At 68.6% G+C, this 21,680-nt stretch carries 18 protein-coding genes; 17 read left to right on the top strand and 1 reads right to left on the bottom strand.

Annotation, left to right across the window (positions count from 1 at the left end):
* The first annotated feature begins 39 nt into the window (after nt 1-39).
* From DOE79_RS04905 to dapF, 14 genes are all read left to right on the top strand, one after another.
* Nucleotides 40-1,716, top strand: a complete 1,677-nt coding sequence (locus DOE79_RS04905) for a ribonuclease J (protein WP_120337529.1) — start codon at nt 40-42, stop codon at nt 1,714-1,716.
* 210 nt (nt 1,717-1,926) lie between these two features.
* Nucleotides 1,927-2,982, top strand: a complete 1,056-nt coding sequence (locus DOE79_RS04900; RefSeq protein WP_181445861.1) for an efflux RND transporter periplasmic adaptor subunit — start codon at nt 1,927-1,929, stop codon at nt 2,980-2,982.
* Complete coding sequence (locus DOE79_RS04895; RefSeq protein WP_120337528.1) at nt 2,979-3,728, top strand: ABC transporter ATP-binding protein; 750 nt, start codon at nt 2,979-2,981, stop codon at nt 3,726-3,728. The genes DOE79_RS04900 and DOE79_RS04895 overlap by 4 nt, the downstream gene beginning before the upstream one ends.
* Nucleotides 3,725-4,951 (top strand): ABC transporter permease, encoded by a 1,227-nt coding sequence (locus DOE79_RS04890; protein WP_120337527.1) that lies wholly within the window; start codon nt 3,725-3,727, stop codon nt 4,949-4,951. The genes DOE79_RS04895 and DOE79_RS04890 overlap by 4 nt, the downstream gene beginning before the upstream one ends.
* A gap of 168 nt (nt 4,952-5,119) precedes the next feature.
* Nucleotides 5,120-8,023 (top strand): FtsK/SpoIIIE family DNA translocase, encoded by a 2,904-nt coding sequence (locus tag DOE79_RS04885; protein ID WP_120337526.1) that lies wholly within the window; start codon nt 5,120-5,122, stop codon nt 8,021-8,023.
* Between the two features lie 2 nt (nt 8,024-8,025).
* Nucleotides 8,026-8,619 carry a CDP-diacylglycerol--glycerol-3-phosphate 3-phosphatidyltransferase gene (pgsA, locus tag DOE79_RS04880; RefSeq protein ID WP_120337525.1) on the top strand — a complete coding sequence of 198 codons (594 nt, stop codon included), beginning with the start codon at nt 8,026-8,028 and terminating at the stop codon, nt 8,617-8,619.
* An 81-nt stretch (nt 8,620-8,700) separates the two neighbouring features.
* Nucleotides 8,701-9,210 carry a CinA family protein gene (locus tag DOE79_RS04875; protein WP_120340165.1) on the top strand — a complete coding sequence of 170 codons (510 nt, stop codon included), beginning with the start codon at nt 8,701-8,703 and terminating at the stop codon, nt 9,208-9,210.
* A gap of 166 nt (nt 9,211-9,376) precedes the next feature.
* A complete protein-coding gene (locus DOE79_RS04870; RefSeq protein WP_066594354.1) occupies nt 9,377-9,685 on the top strand; it encodes a helix-turn-helix domain-containing protein in 309 nt (102 codons plus the stop codon).
* Between the two features lie 59 nt (nt 9,686-9,744).
* Nucleotides 9,745-9,966: a DUF3046 domain-containing protein gene (locus tag DOE79_RS04865; RefSeq protein ID WP_120337524.1), complete on the top strand. Its 222-nt coding sequence runs from the start codon at nt 9,745-9,747 to the stop codon at nt 9,964-9,966.
* Between the two features lie 399 nt (nt 9,967-10,365).
* Nucleotides 10,366-11,508: a recombinase RecA gene (recA, locus tag DOE79_RS04860; protein WP_120337523.1), complete on the top strand. Its 1,143-nt coding sequence runs from the start codon at nt 10,366-10,368 to the stop codon at nt 11,506-11,508.
* A 5-nt stretch (nt 11,509-11,513) separates the two neighbouring features.
* The gene (locus DOE79_RS04855) at nt 11,514-12,140 is read left to right on the top strand and encodes a regulatory protein RecX (protein WP_120337522.1); all 627 of its coding nucleotides are present in this window, start codon (nt 11,514-11,516) and stop codon (nt 12,138-12,140) included.
* 37 nt (nt 12,141-12,177) lie between these two features.
* Nucleotides 12,178-13,851 (top strand): tRNA (N6-isopentenyl adenosine(37)-C2)-methylthiotransferase MiaB, encoded by a 1,674-nt coding sequence (miaB, locus tag DOE79_RS04850; RefSeq protein WP_120337521.1) that lies wholly within the window; start codon nt 12,178-12,180, stop codon nt 13,849-13,851.
* A complete protein-coding gene (gene miaA / locus DOE79_RS04845) occupies nt 13,848-14,771 on the top strand; it encodes a tRNA (adenosine(37)-N6)-dimethylallyltransferase MiaA (protein ID WP_220094372.1) in 924 nt (307 codons plus the stop codon). Before miaB ends, miaA begins: the two co-directional genes overlap by 4 nt.
* A 34-nt stretch (nt 14,772-14,805) precedes the next feature.
* Entirely contained in the window at nt 14,806-15,687 is an 882-nt protein-coding gene (gene dapF, locus DOE79_RS04840) for a diaminopimelate epimerase (RefSeq protein ID WP_120337519.1), read from the top strand.
* A 106-nt stretch (nt 15,688-15,793) separates the two neighbouring features.
* Here the strand turns inward: dapF and DOE79_RS04835 are convergent, their stop codons facing one another.
* A complete protein-coding gene (locus tag DOE79_RS04835; protein WP_120337518.1) occupies nt 15,794-16,405 on the bottom strand; it encodes a class I SAM-dependent methyltransferase in 612 nt (203 codons plus the stop codon).
* Between the two features lie 41 nt (nt 16,406-16,446).
* Between DOE79_RS04835 and hflX the strand changes: the two genes are divergently transcribed.
* The 3 genes from hflX (at nt 16,447) to metE (ending at nt 21,662) form a co-directional block, all read left to right on the top strand.
* The gene (gene hflX / locus DOE79_RS04830) at nt 16,447-17,988 is read left to right on the top strand and encodes a GTPase HflX (RefSeq protein ID WP_066594369.1); all 1,542 of its coding nucleotides are present in this window, start codon (nt 16,447-16,449) and stop codon (nt 17,986-17,988) included.
* 291 nt (nt 17,989-18,279) lie between these two features.
* A complete protein-coding gene (locus tag DOE79_RS04825) occupies nt 18,280-19,341 on the top strand; it encodes a methylenetetrahydrofolate reductase (RefSeq protein ID WP_120337517.1) in 1,062 nt (353 codons plus the stop codon).
* Nucleotides 19,341-21,662, top strand: a complete 2,322-nt coding sequence (metE, locus tag DOE79_RS04820; RefSeq protein ID WP_120337516.1) for a 5-methyltetrahydropteroyltriglutamate--homocysteine S-methyltransferase — start codon at nt 19,341-19,343, stop codon at nt 21,660-21,662. Before DOE79_RS04825 ends, metE begins: the two co-directional genes overlap by 1 nt.
* Nucleotides 21,663-21,680 lie beyond the last annotated feature (18 nt).

Here is a 21,680-nt window from a genome sequence, read left to right as displayed (position 1 = left end):
CAAACTCCAGCACCACCAACTCCACATATAGGAGGGCTTATGCCCAACGACGTATACGCACCGCCCGCGCTCCCCAAGGGGACTCTCCGCGTCACGCCCATCGGCGGACTCGGCGAAATCGGCCGGAACATGACCACCTTCGAAATCAACGGCAAGATCCTGATCGTCGACTGCGGCGTGCTGTTCCCCGAGGAACACCAGCCCGGCGTCGACCTGATCCTGCCGGACTTCACCCCGATCAAGGACCGCCTCAAGGACATCGTCGGCGTCGTGCTCACCCACGGCCACGAAGACCACATCGGCGCCGTGCCGTACCTGCTCAAGCTGCGCCAGGACATCCCGCTGATCGGCTCCGGCCTGACGTTGGCGTTCATCGAGGCCAAGCTCAAGGAACACCGCATCACCCCCTACACCCTGCAGGTGAAGGAGGGCCAGAAGGAGCGCCTCGGCCCGTTCAACCTCGAGTTCGTCGCGGTGAACCACTCGATCCCCGACGCCCTCGCCGTGGCCATCAAGACCGAGGGTGGCAGCGTGCTGCACACCGGTGACTTCAAGATGGACCAGCTGCCGCTGGACAACCGCATCACCGACCTCCGCGACTTCGCCCGTCTGGGCGTCGAAGGCATCGACCTGTTCCTGGTCGACTCCACCAACGCCGACGTTCCCGGGTTCACCCCGAGCGAGCGCGCCATCGGCCCGGTGCTCGAAGACGTCATCGCCCGCGCCCCGCGCCGCGTGGTCATCGCCAGCTTCTCCAGCCACGTGCACCGTGTACAGCAGGTGCTCGACGCCGCCCACGCCAACGGACGCCGCGTGGCGCTGCTCGGCCGCTCGATGGTGCGCAACATGACCATCGCCGCCGACCTCGGCTACCTCAAGGTGCCCGACGGTGTGCTCATCGACTTCAAGAAGGCCGGGAACATCCCGGACAACAAGATCGTCTACATGTCCACGGGTTCGCAGGGCGAGCCGATGGCCGTGCTCAGCCGCATCGTGAACAACGAGCACCAGATCGAGGTCGGCCCCGGCGACACCGTCATCCTGGCCTCCAGCCTGATCCCCGGCAACGAGAACGCGGTCTACCGCATCATCGACGGCCTCACGAAGCTCGGCGCCAACGTGGTGCACAAGGGCAACGCCAAGGTGCACGTCTCCGGACACGCCGCTGCCGGCGAGCTGCTCTACGTCTACAACGTTCTGCGACCCAAGAACGTGCTGCCCGTGCACGGCGAATACCGCCACCTGGTGGCCAACGCCAAGCTCGCCGTGCAGAGCGGGGTGCCCGTCGAGAACGCGATCCTCGCCGAAGACGGCACCGTGCTCGACCTCCGCAACGGCAAGGTCACCAAGGTCGGCCAGCTCGACCTCGGTTACGTCTACGTCGACGGCTCCACCGTGGGCGAGATCACCGAAGCCGACCTCACCGACCGCCGCACCCTGGCCGAAGAGGGCTTCATCTCGATCATCGTCGTGGTCGACAAGTCCACCGGCAAGATCATCACCGGACCGGAGATCCACGCCAAGGGCTTCGCCGAAGACGATTCGGTGTTCGACTCCGTGCGGCCCAAGATCGAGGCCGCACTGGCCGAGGCCGCCCAGAGCGGCAGCCACGACACATACGCGCTCACGCAGGTCGTGCGCCGTACCGTCGGACGCTGGGTGCAGGCGTCGTTCCGCCGTCGCCCGATGATCGTCCCGATGATCATCGAGGCGTAGCCCTCGGCACACCGCACCACCCGCAACCCCCGGCCGCCTCGGCGCCGGGGGTTGCGGCGTTCGCACACGAGGGACACCCCCAGAACCGGGTGTCATCCTCCAGGAGGATATTGGCTGTTCGCCGCCCGGCGGGGCGAGGATTTCCCCTAGGCTCTAGCCAGCCGACACCGTTGAGGTGCGACCGAGCCTGGGGGAAATCAGTTGAACGTCATGCGTAAATGGGTCTTTCCGATCCTCCGGATCCTGGTAATCGCGGCCATAGCCGTCGCCCTCGTGAAGCTGGCGTTCTTCGCCGACAACGCGGAGGCCCTCGACCCGGCCCAGCCGACCGGCCAGGTCGTTGAGCCCCAGGTGCCGGTGGCCCTAGGCACCATCACCAACGACGTGACGCTGCCCGGCACCGTGGCCGCGGATGCCGCCGTGCCGGTGAAGGCCGTCGCCATCGGCACCGTCGACGAGATCTTCTTCACCGCCGGTCAGAGCGTCGCCGCGGGCGACAAGATCTACGACATCAAGGTCGAGACGGTCAATGACCCGGTCGAGACGACGGATGCCGCCACAGGGCTTGTCACGGTGAACCAACCCAAGCCCACCGTGACCTACGAGAAGGTCTTCGCGCCGGCGGACGGAGTGCTCAGCGCGCTGACCGTCATCCACGGCCAGACCGTGGCCATCGGCGACATCACGGGGCAGGTGGCACCACCGACCTACTCGGTCAGCGGTTCGCTCAGCCCCGAGCAGCAGTACCGCCTGGTCACCCAGCCGACCGAGGCATCCATCGCCATCACCAACGGGCCCGCACCGTTCACCTGCACAGGCCTTCGGATCACCACCCCGCTTGCCGGGGCGGATGCCGGCGGTACCGGGGGAACCCCCGGCGACAGCGGCACCGGCGGCACGGGCGGCTCCGGCACCACAGTGAGCTGCGCCATCCCGGCCGAGGTCACGGTGTTCCCGGGGCTGGCTGCCCAGATCACCATCGCCGGCGGCAAGGCCGAGAACGTGCTGGTCGTGCCCACGACCGCCGTGAAGGGCTCCGCCGAAACCGGTGTCGTCTGGTTCGTGCTGCCGGACGGCAGCACCGAGGAACGCCCGGTGACCCTGGGCATGAACGACGGCACCTCGGTGGAGGTCCTCACCGGTCTCGCGGAAGGCGACCTGATCAACCAGTTCGTGCCCGGCGCCGTCGCCCCGTCCTCCGATGGCTGCTCGATCGCCCCCGACGGCAGCGAGGTCTGCGTCGACACCGGAATGATAGCTCGGTGACCCTCCTACACCTGGCCGGGGTCACCCGCACCATCCAGCTCATCGACGCTCCGCCCCTGACGATCCTGTCCGGCGTGGACCTCGACGTGGCGGTGGGGGACCGGGTCTCCATCGTCGGCCGCAGCGGCTCCGGGAAATCCACCCTGCTCAACCTCCTCGGCCTGCTCGACAACCCCACCTCCGGCGACCTCGAGTTCGACGGCCGGCCGGTGCGGTCGTTCTCCTCCGCGGAACGCGACCGGGTGCGGGGCCGCGACGTGGGGTTCATCTTCCAGCAGTTCAACCTGCTGCAGGGCCGCACCGCGCTGGAGAATGTGATGACCCCGCTGCTGTACGCGCAGGGCAAGCAGTTCTGGCAGCGCGCCCGGATCGCCACCGAGATGCTCGACCGGGTGGGCCTCGGGCACCGCCTGGGCGCCATGCCCGACAAGCTCTCCGGCGGCGAACAGCAGCGGGTGGCCATCGCCCGCTCGCTCGTGCGCGGCCCGCGCCTGATCCTGGCAGACGAACCCACCGGCGCCCTCGACCTCGAGACCGGCGCCGACGTGATGGCGCTGCTCGATGAGGTCGCCACCGGCTCCGGCGCCGCCCTCATCACCATCACCCACGATCCCGCCATCGCCGCGCTGGCGACCCGGCACCTGCGCCTGGACCACGGCGTGCTCACCGTCGCGAGCACAGGCCAGGCGGCGCTGGACGCGCCGCCCGCCCCGCACGACGACGAGCGCGAGGCGGTGCCGGCATGAACCGGCTCATCAGCAACGTTGTCGGCTCGTTCGTCGAGGCCTGGCAGGAACTGCGTATCCACAAGACCCGGGTGATGCTCTCACTGATCGGCGTCGCCGTCGCCGTCTGCGCCATCACCACGGTCGTCGGCCTGGGCGCCGTCGCGCAGCAGTCCATCGTGGAACAGAACGAACGCAACGGCGGACGCTCGGCCACCCTGTCGCTGTACGTCTCGTCCAACGACGGAACCCCGGTCGACGCCGACGTCATGCAGGAGCTCTGGGCCAAGGAAATCGAACGGTACGGCATCGACTACGCGAGCCGGGTCATGTACGGCACCCAGACCGTGCAGTTCACGGATGGCGCGGCGCCCGTGCAGGCCATCGGGGTCGACCAGCCCTACGGCACCATGCACCGCGTGAAGCTGAGCGACGGCGTCTGGTTCACCCCGGACGACGCCGAACGGCTCGCCCCGGCGGTGTTGGTGAACGAGGTCTTCTACGACCGCATCGGACGGCCCGACCTGAGCACGCATCCGACCACGACTCTGCTCGGCGCCCAGCCGACCACCGCCGTGATCACCGGCGTCTACCCGGTGAGCACCTGGGAGACCGAGCCGGCCATGTACGTGCTGATGGACACCCTGATCGCCCTGACGCCGCCGGACCAGATCGCGCAGGGCGCGATCATGCCCAACTACGAACTGTGGGTGCCGCCGGAAGCCAGCGACGACATCATGGCCGCCGTGCAACGGGACATGGAAGGCGCGCTCGGCGCCGGCACCCAGGTGTCGGTGAACCGGCAGGACTACGCGGCGTACAACGAGGACCCGTTCGCGTCGATCAAGCTCCTTGTCGGCGGGGTGGCCGCCCTGGTGCTGCTGCTCGGTGCGCTGGGCCTGGTGAACATCGCCCTGGTCACGCTCAAGCAACGCATCCGGGAGATCGGCGTGCGCCGCAGCTTCGGCGCCACGGCGGGCCGCGTGTTTTTCGCCGTGATGATGGAAAGTATTGTGGCAACCCTGGTGGCCGGGGTGGCGGGGGTGATCGGTGCCGTGCTCATCGTCACCAACCCGGCCATCCAGGGCTTCATCGCCCAGGGTTCGGTCACCGACTTCCCGCCCTTCCCGGTGGAGGCGGCCCTGCTGGGGCTCGCCTGCGCCACCGTGGTCGGTGCCCTCGCCGGTCTGCTGCCCGCGCTCGTGGCGGTGCGTGTCAAGGTGATCGACGCGATCCGCTATTGATCGCTCACGATAGCGGCCGCATGGTCGCCTCGGCCCCCGCGAAGCAGCCGCATGGCCGCTTTCGCGGGATCGGGGCGCGGTCAGGCGCGGGGGACGGGGAGCGCTCACGCTCAGCTAAGTGGGCGTGGGCTCACGCCGATGTCGGCGCTCGGCGGTACCGTGGAACACATGGCTACGAGCACTAAGTCGACCGGGCGTGCCCGCAGCACCCCTGCGCGCGGCACCGGAACGACCCCGCGCGGTAAGGCCGGCAGCACAGCGACCCAGAAGACCGTCAAGTTCGCCCCGACGGAGACCAAACCGCCGATCGCCGCGCGCATGTGGATGGGCCTGGCGCACGTCGCCGGCGGCGCCGCGCGCGCCCTCGGCCCGGAGCAGCTCTCCAAGGAGGAGCGCCGCGACGGCCTGCCCTTCTTCCTCGTGCTGCTGGCCGTCGCCGGCGCAGTGATCGAGTGGTTCCTGATCAACGACCCTGTGGCCCAGACCCTCGACGCGTGGACCTTCGGCGGACTCTTCGGGCGGGTCGCGTTCGCTCTCCCGGTGATCCTGATGCTCTTCGCGATCTGGCTGTTCCGCAATCCGAGTTCGGTGCACGACAACGGTCGCATCGGCATCGGCCTGTCTTTGCTGCTGGTCACGGTGTCGGGCCTCTGCCACATCTTCGGCGGGCAGCCGACACCGAGTCAGGGCGTGGAGGTGCTCGCCCTCTCCGGCGGCGTCATCGGCTGGATGATCGCGGCCCCGCTGATCTTCCTGATCACCACCGTGGGCGCGGCCATCGTCGTCATCCTGCTGCTGATCCTCAGCCTCTTCATCATCACCAAGACCCCGCCGAACAAGATCGGCGAACGCAGCCGGGAACTCTACGCCTGGCTCTTCGGCGCCCCGCTGCCGGCTCCCGAGGAACGAGCGGCCGCCAAGGAGGCGCGCCACGACCGCATCCAGGCCCTCAAGACCAAGCAGATCGAACTCGACGGCCTTGAGGCCGAGAACGACGACGAGACCGACGAGGCCGCGCTGCCCTGGTGGCGGCGTAACACCAGCAAGCGCGAGGAAGACCCCGACTTCTCCAGCGCCATGTCGAGTGAGTCCGACGAGCCCGCCCCGCCGGCCGCCGATCCGCTCAGCACCCTGCTCAATCACGGGGCTGATGCGGCCAAGGGCGGCTTCGACTCGGCCCTGGAGTCCCCGAAAGAACCGGTTCACCAGGACCACTACGGCACCGAGGTGCTCGAGGACCTGCTCAAGGCCGAGGAAGCGATCAAGCGCTACACCGGCGAGGTCGACGCGCTCCCACGTGCCACCGGCCTGGCCTCCGACGACCCCGAGGGGCTCACCGAGGTGATCCCGGCCCTGGACGAGCTCGACCAGGCCGCCACCGCCGTGGACCGCAGCGTCGACGACTACGAATTCGGCGAGCAGCCGGCGCTGCCCTATGTGCTGCCGTCCGCCACAACACTCACCGCCGGCCCGCCGGCCAAGGCCCGCTCGGCCGCCAACGACGAGATCGTCAAGTCGATCACAGAGGTGCTCAGCCAGTTCTCGGTGGATGCCCGCGTCACCGGTTTCTCCCGTGGGCCCACGGTCACCCAGTACGAGATCGAACTCGGCCCGGGTGTCAAGGTCGAACGCGTCACCGCGTTGAGCAAGAACCTCTCCTACGCCGTCGCCTCCAACGAGGTGCGCATCCTCTCGCCCATCCCGGGCAAGAGCGCCATCGGCATCGAGATCCCCAACACCGACCGCGAGATCGTCACGCTCGGTGACGTGCTGCGCTCCACGACCGCCACCAACAGCACCCACCCGATGACCATCGGCGTGGGCAAGGACGTCGGCGGCGGGTTCGTCATCGCCAACCTCGCCAAGATGCCCCACCTCCTCGTGGCCGGCTCCACAGGCTCGGGCAAGTCCAGCTTCGTCAACTCGATGATCACGAGCCTGCTCATGCGGGCCAAGCCCAGCGACGTGCGCATGGTGCTCATCGACCCCAAGCGCGTCGAGCTGGCCGCCTACGCCGGCGTCCCGCACCTGATCACGCCCATCATCACGAACCCCAAGAAGGCCGCCGAAGCGCTGCAGTGGGTCGTGAAGGAGATGGACATGCGTTACGACGACCTGGCCAGCTTCGGGTTCCGGCACATCGACGACTTCAACAAGGCCGTGGTGAACAACGAGATCGTGCTGCCGGCCGGCAGCGCCCGCAAGCTCAAGCCCTACCCCTACCTGCTCGTGGTGGTCGACGAGCTCGCCGACCTCATGATGGTGGCCCCGCGCGACGTCGAAGACTCGATCGTGCGCATCACCCAGCTCGCCCGTGCGTCCGGCATCCACCTGGTGCTGGCCACCCAGCGCCCCAGCGTGGACGTCGTCACCGGTCTGATCAAGGCGAACGTGCCGTCCCGCTTGGCCTTCGCCGTCACGAGCGTCACCGACTCCAGGGTCATCCTCGACCAGCCCGGCGCCGACAAGCTGATCGGCCAGGGCGACGCCCTGTTCCTGCCCATGGGCGCCTCCAAAGCCCTACGGGTGCAGGGCGCCTGGGTCAACGAAGCCGAGATCGAGAAGGTCGTCAAGCACGTCACCCAGCAGGCCCGGCCCGACTATCGGCCTGACGTCTCCGCCGAGGCGCCGCGTAAGGAGATCGATTCCGACATCGGCGACGACCTCGAGGTGCTGCTCGCCGCCGCTGAACTCGTGGTGTCCACCCAGTTCGGCTCCACCTCCATGCTGCAGAGGAAGCTCCGCGTGGGCTTCGCCAAGGCCGGCCGCCTGATGGACCTGCTCGAGTCGCGGGAGATCGTCGGCCCGTCCGAGGGCTCCAAAGCCCGCGACGTGCTCGTCACGGCAGAACAGCTGCCGGCCGTGCTGGCCAAGCTGCGCGGCTCGGATGCGGAGCATCACGCCGCCACCGCACGCACCCAGTTCGAGGAGTCTCAGCGGGCGCAGGCGCACGAGCAGCCCGAGCCCGACCCTCGCTACGCCGACGACCCGGTGGCGAAGATGAGTGAAGGGTACGCTGAGGAAGAAGGCGACTCGGACGAGGACGCCTGGCAACTCACCGACAGGGACTGATCATGGCGAACACCACCGGTGGAAGCAACTGGAACCTGCCCAATCTCATCACCATCGTGCGCATCCTGCTGGCGCCCGTATTCTTCTGGATGCTGCTGGCCGACAACGGCGCCGACGAGGCCCTCCGCTGGTGGGCCGCCGTGCTCTTCATCGTGGCGATCGCCACCGACGGAGTGGACGGCGCCATCGCCCGCCGGTACAACCTGGTCACCGACCTGGGCAAGCTGCTCGACCCCATCGCCGACAAGATCCTCACCGGCGCGGCCCTGATCGGCCTGTCGATCCTCGCCGAGCTGCCCTGGTGGGTCACCGTCATCATCCTCGTGCGGGAAATCGGCATCACGGTGTTCCGCTTCGTCATGCTCAGCGACCGGGTCATCCCCGCCTCCCGGGGCGGCAAGCTCAAGACCATCATGCAATCCGTGGCCATCTCACTGGCCCTGCTGCCGCTCTGGCTGGTCTTCGGCGACTGGATCCACTGGGTCAACGGCATCGCCATGACCATCGCTGTGGTCCTCACCGTCTACACGGGCGTCGAGTATCTGGTCGCCGCCCGCCGGGAGAACCGGCAGCCCAAGTCCTCGACCCAGGCCTGATCGCCCGTGTCGCCCACGCCAGAGTCGTCCGCGCGCACCGAGCCCACCGGTGACGCCGACGTCGCTGAGTCCGCTGAGTCCGTGCAGACCGACGCCGCGGCCGCACTGGTTGCCCTCCTGACCTCCCGCCACCTCACCATCGCTGTCGCGGAGTCCCTCACCGGTGGCCTGCTCGTGGCCGAGCTTGTGCGTATCCCGGGCGCATCCGCCGTCGTGCTCGGGGGAGTGGTCGCCTACCAGACCGCCCTCAAGCACACCCTGCTGGGCGTCGACGACGAGCTGCTGGCCGGCGAGGGCGCTGTGCACCCCGAAGTCGCCCGGCAGATGGCCACCGGTGTGAGGGACGCCCTGGCGGTCGACGGCCGTGCGGCCGACATCGGTCTGGCCACCACGGGGGTCGCCGGCCCCGACGAGCAGGATGGCCGACCCGTCGGCACGGTCTATCTGGGAGTCGCGATCGGGGATAAGGTGCGGGCCATACCGCTCCACCTCACGGGGGACCGGGGTCAGATCCGCGCGCAGACCGTGTATCGCGCACTTGAAGCTGTGTGTCAGCTGATGGAATCTGGAAAGCTGGAATTCACGGAATAGTTAGTGTTACCGGTGGGTTACAGAACACATATTCACAAGAAAAGTCCAGTCATCCTCGGTAATCTCGAGGTGTCGGATGGATAGAGTACTGTTGGCCATCCGCCACACGAAACTGACCGGTTGAGTGGGCCCCAGCAGTTCAGACAGCACGAAGAAGGAGGTTCCGATGATTCTTGTTCGTCAGGAAATCGGCGATGTGCTCAGGGACTTCCGCCTGCAGAAGGGGCGCACGCTGCGTCAGGTTGCGAGCAAGGCCAGTGTGGCCCTGGGCTACCTGTCCGAAGTGGAGCGCGGTCAGAAAGAAGCCTCATCTGAGATTCTGGCCTCCGTTGCAGAGGCGTTGGAGACCCCGATCTCAGTCATCATGCGCGAAGTCGGCGACCGTTTGGCCGTGATCGAGGGAATCGATAGGTTCCCCGACACCGTGCCCGACGAGCTGGTCGCCAAGTTCGACGCCAGCATGATGGTGCGCTGAATCGGCCACCATCGGTTGACCCATCCAGAGCGTATTAACCCAGAACAGCAGAGCGCGCCATGCGATTGAGCGAATTCCGCCAAGCCCTGAAAGACGAGTTCGGCGAGAGCTATGGCCGGGTCCTCACCAAGGACTTGGTGCTCGGTCCGCTCGGCCGCACGGCTGACCAGGCCCTCGCGGGCGGTGTCCCCGCCCGGGACGTCTGGTTGGCACTCTGCGACGAGACGGATGTGCCGCCCGCCCGGCGCCACGGTGCCGGTCTGCCGCCGGCCCGTAACTGAGCTGCGCGACGCACTGCCCTCCGGCAGCGGCACCCACCCACGGCAGCGACATTATGAACCTCGAACGGCCCGGACCTCCACCCGGGCCGTTCGTCGTTTCGTCGGGCGGCCGGGCGCGGACACTAGGGATTGGAACACCAGGGATTCGAACACCGGGTATCCGACACGCCCCACGAGCGTCGAATACCTGTTCGGTTGTTGGTAGGCTCCTCCACAGTAGAAGTCGAGGACGGGTTATCCACCGTCGCGGTGTAGCCCGGCCAATGTCGGAGGCGCCGCGTACAGTCGGGCTCGTCAACGACCTGCGCACCTGCCTTGTCGAGGACGGTCGCCGGGTTTCTCCCGGTGAGCGAAACGACAGCCTATAGGCGCCACGCGCACGACCCAAAGGAGCACACCATGGCATCAGCAGCAGACCGCGAGAAGGCACTCGACACCGCCCTCGCCCAGATTGACCGCCAGTTCGGCAAGGGCTCGGTCATGCGCCTCGGCAGCGACGAGCGCGCACCCGTCGAGACCATCTCTACAGGGTCGATCGCACTGGACGTCGCTCTCGGCATAGGCGGGCTGCCCCGTGGCCGCATCGTGGAGATCTACGGCCCGGAGTCCTCGGGTAAGACCACCCTCACCCTGCACGCCATCGCCAACGCGCAGAAGAACGGCGGTATCGCCGCGTTCATCGACGCCGAGCACGCCCTCGACCCCGAATACGCCAAGAAGCTCGGCGTCGACATCGACGCCCTCCTCGTCTCCCAGCCCGACACCGGTGAGCAGGCGCTCGAAATCGCCGACATGCTCGTGCGAAGCGGCTCGATCGACCTCATCGTGATCGACTCCGTGGCCGCCCTGGTTCCCCGCGCCGAGATCGAGGGCGAGATGGGTGACTCCCACGTGGGTCTCCAGGCACGACTGATGTCGCAGGCCCTCCGCAAGCTCACCGGTGGCCTCAGCCAGACCAACACCACCATGATCTTCATCAACCAGCTGCGCGAGAAGATCGGCGTGATGTTCGGCAGCCCGGAGACCACCGCGGGTGGAAAGGCGCTGAAGTTCTACGCCTCCGTGCGTCTGGACATCCGTCGCATCGAGACCCTCAAGGACGGCACAGAGGCCGTCGGTAACCGCACGAGGGTCAAGGTCGTCAAGAACAAGATGGCACCGCCCTTCAAGCAGGCCGAATTCGACATCATCTACGGCGTCGGCATCTCACGCGAGGGCAGCCTGATCGACTTCGGTGTCGACCAGGGCATCGTCAAGAAGTCCGGCGCCTGGTACACCTACGACGGCGACCAGCTCGGCCAGGGCAAGGAGAACTCGCGCAACTTCCTGCTGCGCAACCCCGACATGGCCAACGAGATCGAGACCAAGATCCTCAACAAGTTGGGTGTGGGCGCCGAGGGCAAGGCTGCCAAGAAGGCCACCGACGACGCTGCCACCGCAGCGGCCGCCGCCGAGGCCGCGGCCAATGGTCTGGCCACGGGAACCGACGGCGCCAAGGTCGCCTCCATCGCGCCCAAGGCTGGCGCGCGGAAGGGCGCCTAGCCACCATGGTGCACTTCGAAGCCTCACCTGAGCGCTCCGCGGACCGCGGTCCCGATCGTGACGGTCTGGCCCCGGTGACCTATCTGCCGGGCGCCAGCCCCACCGATCAGGCGGATGCCGCCGCGGACGACGCGGCCGACGAGCGCGATCACGCCGAGAAGCTGCTCCTGCAGCGGCTGCGCGGACGGTCCTTGTCGGTCGTCGAGGCGGAGAAGCTGCTGCGCTCCACCGACATCGACGAAGAGGCCGTGCAGGAGATGCTGGAGCGGTTCACCGAACTGCACTACCTCGATGACGAGAAGCTCGCCGACCAGATCATGCACAGCCACCACGAGCGCAAGGGGCTGGGCCGCAGCGGCGTCTCGGCCGAAATGCGCCAGCGTGGGCTGGGTGCCGAGCTGATCGCCGAGAAGCTCGAGGAGATGCCCGATGACGAGGCGGAACGTGCCACGGAGCTCGCGCTCAAGCGCGTGACGCAGCTGGACCGCTTCGACGACGCGACCATCGACCGCAGGCTCACCGGCTTCCTGATGCGTAAGGGCTACGCCTCGTCCGTCGTGCGCGACGCCGTCAAGGCCGCCCTGGCCTCCCGGCGTGGTTCCGGCCGGGCCTCCACGGTGCGCTTCCGCTGATTCGGCCGGCCGCGCGCAAGCGTAAGCTGAGGGAACTATGAGCAGCGTCACCGCACCATCCCTGGCCACCCCGTCGTCCCTCGACCCGTCGCCGCACACGACGACAGTCATCGCTCCGTCGGCGGCGGCGAGGGACGACGCCGGCCGGGCGCGCACCTATGAGGTGCGCACCTTCGGCTGCCAGATGAACGTGCACGACTCCGAACGGCTGAGCGGCTCGCTCGAGGCGGCCGGCTACGTGTCCGCGGCCGGCGCCGAGGCCGACATCGTGGTGATCAACACCTGCGCCGTGCGGGAGAACGCCGACAACAAGCTCTACGGCAACCTCGGCTATCTCGCCTCGGTCAAGCGCAAGCACGCGGGCATGCAGATCGCCGTGGGCGGCTGCCTGGCTCAGAAGGACAAGGCCACCATCCTGGCCAAGGCCCCCTGGGTGGACGTGGTGTTCGGAACCCACAACATGGGGTCGCTGCCCAGCCTGCTCGAACGGGCCCGGCACAACGGTGAGGCGCAGCTCGAGATCCTCGAGTCCCTGGAGACCTTCCCGTCCACCCTGCCCACCAAACGCGACTCCAGCTACAGCGGCTGGGTGTCCATCTCGGTCGGCTGCAACAACACCTGCACCTTCTGCATCGTCCCGGCCCTCCGCGGCAAGGAGAAGGACCGCCGCCCCGGCGAGATCCTCGCCGAGATCCAGGCGCTGGTCGACGACGGCGCCATCGAGGTGACCCTGCTCGGGCAGAACGTGAACTCGTACGGCGTCGAGTTCGGCGACCGGCTGGCATTCGGCAAGCTGCTGCGCGCGGCCGGGCAGATCCAGGGGCTGGAGCGCATCCGTTTCACCAGCCCGCACCCCGCCGCGTTCACCGACGACGTCATCGACGCCATGGCCGACACCCCCGCCGTGATGCCGCAGCTGCACATGCCGCTGCAGTCCGGCTCCGACCGGGTGCTCAAGGCCATGCGCCGCTCCTACCGGTCCACCAAGTTCCTCGGCATCCTCGAGCGGGTGCGCGCCCAGATGCCCGATGCCGCGATCAGCACCGACATCATCGTCGGCTTCCCCGGCGAAACCGAGGAAGACTTCCTCGAGACCATGCGGGTTGTCGAGGAATCCAGGTTCGCCACCGCCTTCACCTTCCAGTACTCGATCCGCCCGGGTACCCCGGCGGCCACCATGGCCGACCAGGTGCCCAAGGCCGTGGTGCAGGACCGCTACGAGCGGCTCATCGCCCTGCAGGAGCGCATCTCCTGGGAGGAGAACAGCAAGGTGGTCGGCCGTGAGGTCGAACTGCTCGTCGCCAACGGTGAGGGCCGCAAGGACTCCGACACTCACCGGCTGAGCGGGCGCGCACCCGACAGCCGCCTCGTGCACTTCGATGTGCCCGCCGGCTCCGAGCTGCCCCGCCCCGGCGACATGGTCACCGTCACGGTCACTCAGGCCGCGCCGTTCCACCTCATCGCGGACTCCCTCGACGGCGCGCCCCTGCGCATCCGCCGCACCATCGCCGGCGACGCCTGGGACCGGCAAGAGGCCGAGTCCTGCGGCGTGCCCACCCCGGCCGGCTCCACGGGCGGCGCCGTGTCCCTCGGCCTGCCCACCCTGCGGGTCGGCGGCCCGGCCGGCGCCGGCCTGAACCTCAGCAACCTCAACCAGCACGGCGGCGCCACGACCATCCCGATCTACCCGGTCGACGACGCGGAACGCTGAGCCGCGTGCTCGTCGTCATCGTCGGCCCAACGGGTACCGGCAAGTCCGACCTGTCCCTCGACCTCGCCGAACGGCTGCGGGAGGCCGGGCGGCCGGCCGAGATCGTCAACGCTGACGCCATGCAGCTCTACCGGGGCATGGACATCGGCACCGCGAAGCTCCCCGTCACCGAACGGCGCGGGATCCCGCACCACCTGCTCGACGTGCTCGAGGTATCGGACGAGGCCACGGTGGCCCGCTATCAGGTCGAGGCCCGGGCGGCCATCACCGGCATTGTCGAACGCGGGGCCGTGCCCATCCTCGTCGGAGGATCCGGCCTCTACGTGTCCTCGGTGGTCTACGACTTCCAGTTCCCCGGCACCGACGCCGCGCTGCGTGCCCGCCTGGAGGGGGAACTCACCGCCCAGGGCCCCGGGCTGATGTACGAACGGTTGAAGGCTGTGGACCCCGGCTCGGCCGCCCGCATCGGCGCCAGCAACGGCCGCCGGCTGGTGCGCGCCCTCGAGGTCGTCGAACTCACCGGTGCGCCGCAGGCGGCTGTGCTGCCCGGCGACCCGGCCTACTGGATGCCGGCCGTCACCCTCGGCCTCCGCCTACCCCGCGAGGTGCTCACACCCCGGCTGGACGCCCGGGTCGACCGGATGTGGGCCGCCGGACTCGTCGACGAGGTGCGCGGCCTGCTGCCGGCCGGGCTGGAGACCGGCATCACGGCCAGCCGCGCCATCGGCTACGCCCAGGCCCTCGGTCAGCTGGGCGGCACCCTCAGCCAGCCTGAGGCCGTCGAAGCCACCCAGCAGCTGACCCGGCGTTACGCCCGGCGTCAGGTGAGCTGGTTCAAGCGCGACCCGCACACGCACTGGATCGACGCCGACGACGCCGACCGGGTCGACCAGGCCGCCCGCCACCTGCCCGCGCTCTGACGGACCGGACCGGCCGAGTCCCTAAACTGATCAGATGAGCATCGATCTCCACTTCACCAAGGGCCACGGCACCGGCAACGACTTCGTACTCATCGCGGATCCGGACGGCGCCCTCGACCTCACCCCGGAGCAGATCCAGGGCATCTGCGACCGCCGCTTCGGTGTGGGCGCCGACGGCATCATCCGCGCCGTCCGCTCGGCCAACCTCGAGGCCGGGGCCGCGGCGCTGGCCGAGGACGACACGGCCGAGTGGTTCATGGACTACTGGAACGCCGACGGCACCGTGTCGGAGATGTGCGGCAACGGCATCCGCGTCTACACACGCTTCCTGCTCGAGCAGGGCCTCGCCGAGCTCGCACCCGGTGAGACCCTGCCCATTGGCACCCGCAGCGGCGTGCGCGACCTGCAGCGCAACGCCACCGGCTACCAGGTGGACCTGGGCCGCTGGCGTCTGGAGCCGGGGGAAACCCTCGTGCGGGCCAAGAACCTCGCCGTGGCCCGGCCGGGCCTGGGCATCAACGTGGGCAACCCGCACATCGTCGTGGCTCTCGCCGATGCCGACGAGCTCGAGAGCGCTGACCTCACCTTCATTCCCCAGCTCGACCCGGAGCCCGCCGACGGCGCCAATGTGGAGTTCGTCCTGCCGCACGACCCGCTCGTGGTCGACGGTGTGGGTCGCATCCGGATGCGCGTGCACGAACGCGGGAGCGGCGAAACCCTGTCCTGCGGAACCGGCGCCGTCGCGGCCGCTCTGGCCACCCGGCATTGGGCCGGCGCCGGCGCTCCCAACCAGTGGCGCGTCGAGGTGCCCGGCGGTGTGCTGGGTGTGCGTATGTTCCCCACCGAGGACGGCGAGCACGTGTCGCTCTCCGGCCCCGCCGAGCTGGTCTTCGACGGCACCCTCCACCTCGGCTGACCCGCGCGTCTCCTCCCGCGAACTGTGAGTTAAGCCCTAAAAACGCGCGTTTTGGGGTGCTTCAGTCACAGCTCGCGGAAGTAGATCGCGGGGAGGGACCGCTGGGTTAGGGGAGGCGGTGGGTACGCAGGATGCGGAAGCCCTTGTCCATCGCGTAGCGGGAGACCTCGAGGGTGTCGGAGAACTCGTCGGCGAGCCAGCGCTGCAGGGAGTCAGAACCGAGGTTGCGCTGCACGACGAGCCAGGCATCCGTGCCCGGGGTCAGCCGGGGCAGCCAGTGGCTGAGCATGGCGTGCAGTTCGGCCTTGCCCACCCGGATGGGCGGATTCGACCAGATGCCGGCGAACGACACCGACTCGGGAACATCCTCGGGCAGCACGGCGTTGACATTGGTGAGCCCCAAGTTGGTGGCGTTCAACCGCACCAGTTCGAGGGCTCGCTCATTGACGTCCACGGCCCAGACCGTGGCCGACGGATCGGCGAGGGCCAGGTGCAGGCTGATCGGACCCCAGCCGCAGCCGAGGTCCAGGATGTCGCCGCCACCGGAGGGTTCGGGAGCCTCGCGCATCAGCACCTTGGTGCCGGTGTCGATGTGTTCGGGTGAGAAGATCGCGTTCGCGGTCGTGACCTCGCGGATCGCACCGGCGATCTTCACGGTGATTTGCCGCAATTTCAGGTCGCTGCCCGGAGCCGACGAGAAATAGTGTTCGGAAGCCATACAACGAACTTATCGAAAGAAGAGGAACTAGAGTTAAAGCAATGACTGAATCAACCGCTCCACACGACGATGACGATGTAGTTGCGCGCGTGCTGGCCAGCGCCGAGAGCCGTTCGTCCGGCTACTCCCTCTTCGCCAGCGGATCGGCGCAGGCCCTGCAGGCCCGCCCGGCCGACGGCGGCTTCGACGGCGGCGACCACGACGGCGAACAGACCGAGCGTGAAGACCGCAACGCCCTGCGCCGCGTGGGCGGGCTCTCCACCGAACTCCAAGACGTCACCGAAGTCGAATACCGCCAGCTGCGTCTCGAGAACGTGGTGCTGATCGGCGTCTACTCCGCCCGCAGCCTGCTCGACGCCGAGAACTCCATGCGCGAACTCGCCGCCCTGGCCGAAACCGCCGGCGCCACCGTGCTCGACGGCCTGTTGCAGCGCCGCGCCACCCCCGACCCCAGCACCTACCTCGGCAAGGGCAAGGCCCTCGAACTGGCCTCCATCGTGGCCGCGCTCGGTGCCGACACCGTGATCGCCGACTCCGAACTGGCACCCAGCCAGCGGCGTGCCCTCGAAGACGTAGTCAAGGTGAAGGTCATCGACCGCACCGCCGTGATCCTCGACATCTTCAGCCAGCACGCCAAGAGCCGGGAGGGCAAGGCGCAGGTCGAACTGGCCCAGCTGGCCTACCTGCTCCCACGCCTCCGCGGTTGGGGCGACTCGATGTCCCGCCAGGCCGGTGGCCAGGTCGGTGGCACCGGAGCGGGCATGGGCTCGCGCGGACCCGGTGAGACGAAGATCGAACTGGACCGTCGCCGCATCCATACGAGGATGTCCCGGCTGCGCAAGCAGATGATCGAGATGAAACCCGCCCGCGAGGCCAAGCGCGCCAACCGCAAGCGCAACGCGGTGCCCTCCGTGGCCATCGTCGGATACACCAACGCCGGCAAGTCCAGCCTGCTCAACCGCATCACCAAGGCCGGGGTGCTCGTCGAGAACTCCCTGTTCGCCACCCTGGACGCCACCGTGCGCAAGTCCAGCACCGCGGACGGACGGCTGTACACCTTCACCGACACCGTCGGTTTCGTGCGAAACCTGCCGCACCAGTTGGTGGAGGCGTTCCGCTCCACCCTCGAGGAGGTCGCGGACTCCGACGTCATCATCCACGTCGTCGACGCGTCACACCCCGACCCGGCCAGCCAGCTGGCCACCGTGCGGGAAGTCATCGGCGAGGTCGGCGCCAGCGCCATCCCCGAGCTGGTCGTGTTCAACAAGAGCGACCTGGTCAGCGACGACGACCGACTCGTGCTGCGCGGACTCTCGCCGCAGGCGATCTTCGTCTCGGCGCGCTCCGGCGAGGGAATCGATGCCGTGCTCACGGCCGTCGAGACCATGCTTCCTCGCCCGGAAATCCGGCTCGACCTGCTCATTCCGTATGACCGTGGTGACCTCATCCCGATCCTGCACGGCCAGGGAAAGGTCCTCGCGCTGGACTACGCCGAAACCGGTACCCTCGTGACGGCGCTCGTGTCGCCCGGTATCGAGGCCCAGTTCACGCCGTTCGTGGTGGCACCTGCCGTCACCGCCTAGTACCCGTTCCGCCCGCCAGGCGGCACCCGCATCTCCCCGGAGACGCGAGTGCCGCCTGGCGGCGTTTAATGGCCCCATTATGGCCGCGAACGTAACATTCGGCTATGCGGATGCGCGCCGCTGAGGCCCGTTGTTAGAGTCATCTCATTCGTTGCCGGGAGCACCATCCGCCCGGCATGGAGCGACAGCCGAGCCCGGCACCCGCCCGCGATCGACCGCCTGGTTTTTCACGCCGGCGGTCCGCGGCCGCCCGGCCCTTCGAGTTGTACCGACCATGCCGAATGAGGAACCATGAGCGCAGCCGTTGCGTCCACATCTGCAGACCCTGCCTGTCCGCCGAGCACCCCGTTCTCGTTCGAGTTGTACCCGCCCAAGACGGATGCCGCCGCGACGGCCCTGCACGCCACCATCGACTCCCTGGCCGCGGCCGGCCCCGAATTCATCTCGGTGACCTACGGGGCCAGCGGTTCCTCCCGCACCTCGTCCCTCGACGTGCTGCGCTACATCCGCACGGCCACCCGGGTGGACCCGATGGCGCACCTGACCTGCGTGGGGTCCTCACATGCCCAGGCCAGCAGCCTGATCCGCGAGTTCCTCGACGCCGGCGTGCGCAGCTTCCTCGCCCTGCGCGGGGACCCGCCGGCGGGATCGACCGAGGATGACGCGTTCCTCGGCGACCTGCACAGCGCCGGCGAGCTCGTTCAGCTCATCCACCGGGTGCAGGCCGAACGGGTGCCCTACCAGGAGACACCGATCCCCGGACTGCCGCAGGCTCGCGCGGTCAAGACCGAACGCGAGCACGTGCGCATCGCCGTCGCCGCCTTCCCGAACGGGCACCCGCGCTCGCGCTCCACGGCCCAGGACATCGACACCCTGTTGGCCAAGCAGGCCGCCGGCGCGAACCTGGCCATCACCCAGCTGTTCTTCCACGCCGACCACTACCTGAGCTTCATCCAGCGGGCCAGGGAGGCCGGCGTCGAATTCCCGATCCTGCCCGGCATCATGCCGGTGACCAGCCCGGGCCGGCTCCGGCGCATCCTCGAGCTCTCCGGCGAGGAGCTGCCCGCCGAGCTGTCCATCCAGCTCGAAGTGGAACCCACCGTCGAAGGCCAGCGGGAGATCGGCATCAGCCATGCCGCCGCGCTGGCCGAGAAACTCATCGCGGGCGGCGCTCCCGGCCTGCACCTCTATGCCTTCAACCAGCACGAGACCGTGCTCGCCGTTCTCGACCGGGCGGGGGCGCTCGCGCCGGCCGCACCGGTTGCCGCATCCCAGTGCCCGCCCTCGACCTTTGCCTCCACCAGCCCCGCTGCCAGCGCCACTGCCGGTACTCACTCCACGAAGGACTACTGATGACCACCACCGTTTCCGCATTCCCCACCGGAACGATCCTCGGCTACCCGAGAATCGGGCGCCGCCGCGAACTCAAGAAGGCTGTCGAATCGTTCTGGGCCGGCCGGATCGACGCCGATGAGCTCGAGGCCACCGCCGCGGCGCTCCGGAACACCACCAGGGAACGGCTCGTCGGGCTGGGCCTGGGGCGCACCGACTCGTCGATCCCGGAGAGTTTCTCCTTCTACGATCAGGTGCTGGATGCGGCGGTCACCGTCGGCGCCATCCCCGCCCGGTTCGCCGACCTCGTCGACGCCGACGGTCACCTCGACCTGGCCGGATACTTCACCCTGGCGCGCGGCGCGGGAGAGAACCTGCCGTTGGAGATGACCAAGTGGTTCGACTCCAACTACCACTACCTGGTGCCGGAGATCGGCCCGGAGACCACCTTCTCGCTCGCCAGCGACCGCATCGTGCGCGAATTCGAGGAGGCAGTGGCCGCCGGATTCCTCACCCGCCCGGTCATCGTCGGCCCGGTCACGTTCCTACTCCTCGCCAAGCCGTCGAGCGACACCCCGGCCGGGTTCCACCCGCTCGACCGCCTGGACGACCTGCTGCCCGTGTACGCGACGCTGATCGAACGCCTTGCCGCTGCGGGCGCCGAGTGGGTGCAGCTGGACGAGCCCGGACTGGTCAGTGAGAGCATCGACATCCCGCGGGACACCGCCCTGGCGGCCCTCGCGCGGGCCTACGCTGTGCTCGGCGCCGTCCCGAACAGGCCCGCGCTGTTCGTGGCAGCACCCTACGGCAGCCTGGATGACGCGCTGCCCGTGCTGGCCGCATCCGCGGTCGAGGCGATCGGACTCGATCTCGTGCGCGGCACGGTGCCCACCAGCCCGGCCGGGCTGGGCGACACCGTCCTGGTCGCCGGCGTGATCGACGGCCACAACATCTGGCGCGGCGACCTCGCGGCGGCCTTCGAGACCGTCGGCCGGCTCAGCGCGCTGAGCGACAAGATCGCCGTGTCCAGCTCGACCTCCCTGCTGCACCTGCCGCACGACGTGACCGACGAGAGCACGCTCGGCGCGGACCTTGTCGGATGGCTCGCCTTCGCCGACCAGAAGATCGGCCAGATCGCCACCCTGGCCCGTGGCCTCACCAAGGGCCAAGCGGCCATCCAGGCCGACCTCGACGCCGCCACGGCCTCTCTCGCCGCCCGCCGGGTGTCACCGGGGGTACGCGACGGCGCTGTGCGCGCCAGGCTCGATTCGCTCACTCCGGCCGACTTCAGTCGCGGCGACTACGAGACCCGTCTGGCCGCGCAGGAGGCTGTGCTCGCTCTGCCGCCGCTGCCGACTACGACGATCGGGTCGTTCCCGCAGACCGGCGAGATCCGCCGCGCCCGCGCCCGCCTGGTCTCCGGCGAGCTCGCCCCCGCCGACTACCAGGAACTCATGCGCGCCGAGATCGGCCGGGTCGTGCAGCTCCAGGAGGACCTCGGCTTGGACGTGCTTGTGCACGGCGAACCCGAACGGAACGACATGGTGCAGTACTTCGCCGAGAACCTCGACGGCTTCGCCGTCACCGAAAACGGCTGGGTGCAGTCCTACGGCAGCCGGTGCACGCGCCCGTCGATCCTCTGGGGCGACGTGTCCCGCCCGGCGCCGATCACGGTTGAGTGGTCCAGCTACACCCAGAGCCTCACCGAGAAGCCCGTGAAGGGCATGCTCACCGGACCGGTCACCATCCTGGCCTGGTCGTTCGTGCGTGACGACCAGCCGCTGGGGGAGACCGCCCGCCAGGTGGCGCTGGCGTTGCGCGACGAGATCGGCGACCTGGAGGCCGCGGGCATCCAGGTGGTGCAGGTCGACGAGCCCGCCCTGCGGGAACTGCTGCCGCTGAAGAAGAAGGACCACGCCGACTACCTGGACTGGTCGGTGGGCTCGTTCCGGCTGGCCACGGCCGGGGTGGCCGACGCGACGCAGATCCACACCCACCTCTGCTACTCAGAATTCGGCGTCGTCATCGACGCCATCCGCAACCTGGATGCCGACGTGACCAGCATCGAGGCGGCGCGGTCGAAGATGGAGGTCGTGGCGGACATCCAGACCAGCGGCTTCGACCACGGCATCGGCCCGGGCGTCTACGACATCCACTCGCCGCGGGTGCCCGGCGTGGCCGAGATCACCGAGCTGCTCGAGCGGGCCCTCGAATCGATCCCCGCCCGCCAGGTCTGGGTGAACCCGGACTGCGGGTTGAAGACCCGCGGGTACGCGGAGACCGTCGAGTCGCTCCGCAACATCGTGGACGCCACCCGCGCCGTGCGGGCGACGCTGGTCTGATCCCGGCAGCGCACCCAG

The sequence above is a fragment of the Cryobacterium soli genome (assembly GCF_003611035.1).
Classification (GTDB): domain Bacteria; phylum Actinomycetota; class Actinomycetes; order Actinomycetales; family Microbacteriaceae; genus Cryobacterium; species Cryobacterium soli.
This window is presented reverse-complemented; position numbering and strand designations above follow the sequence as displayed.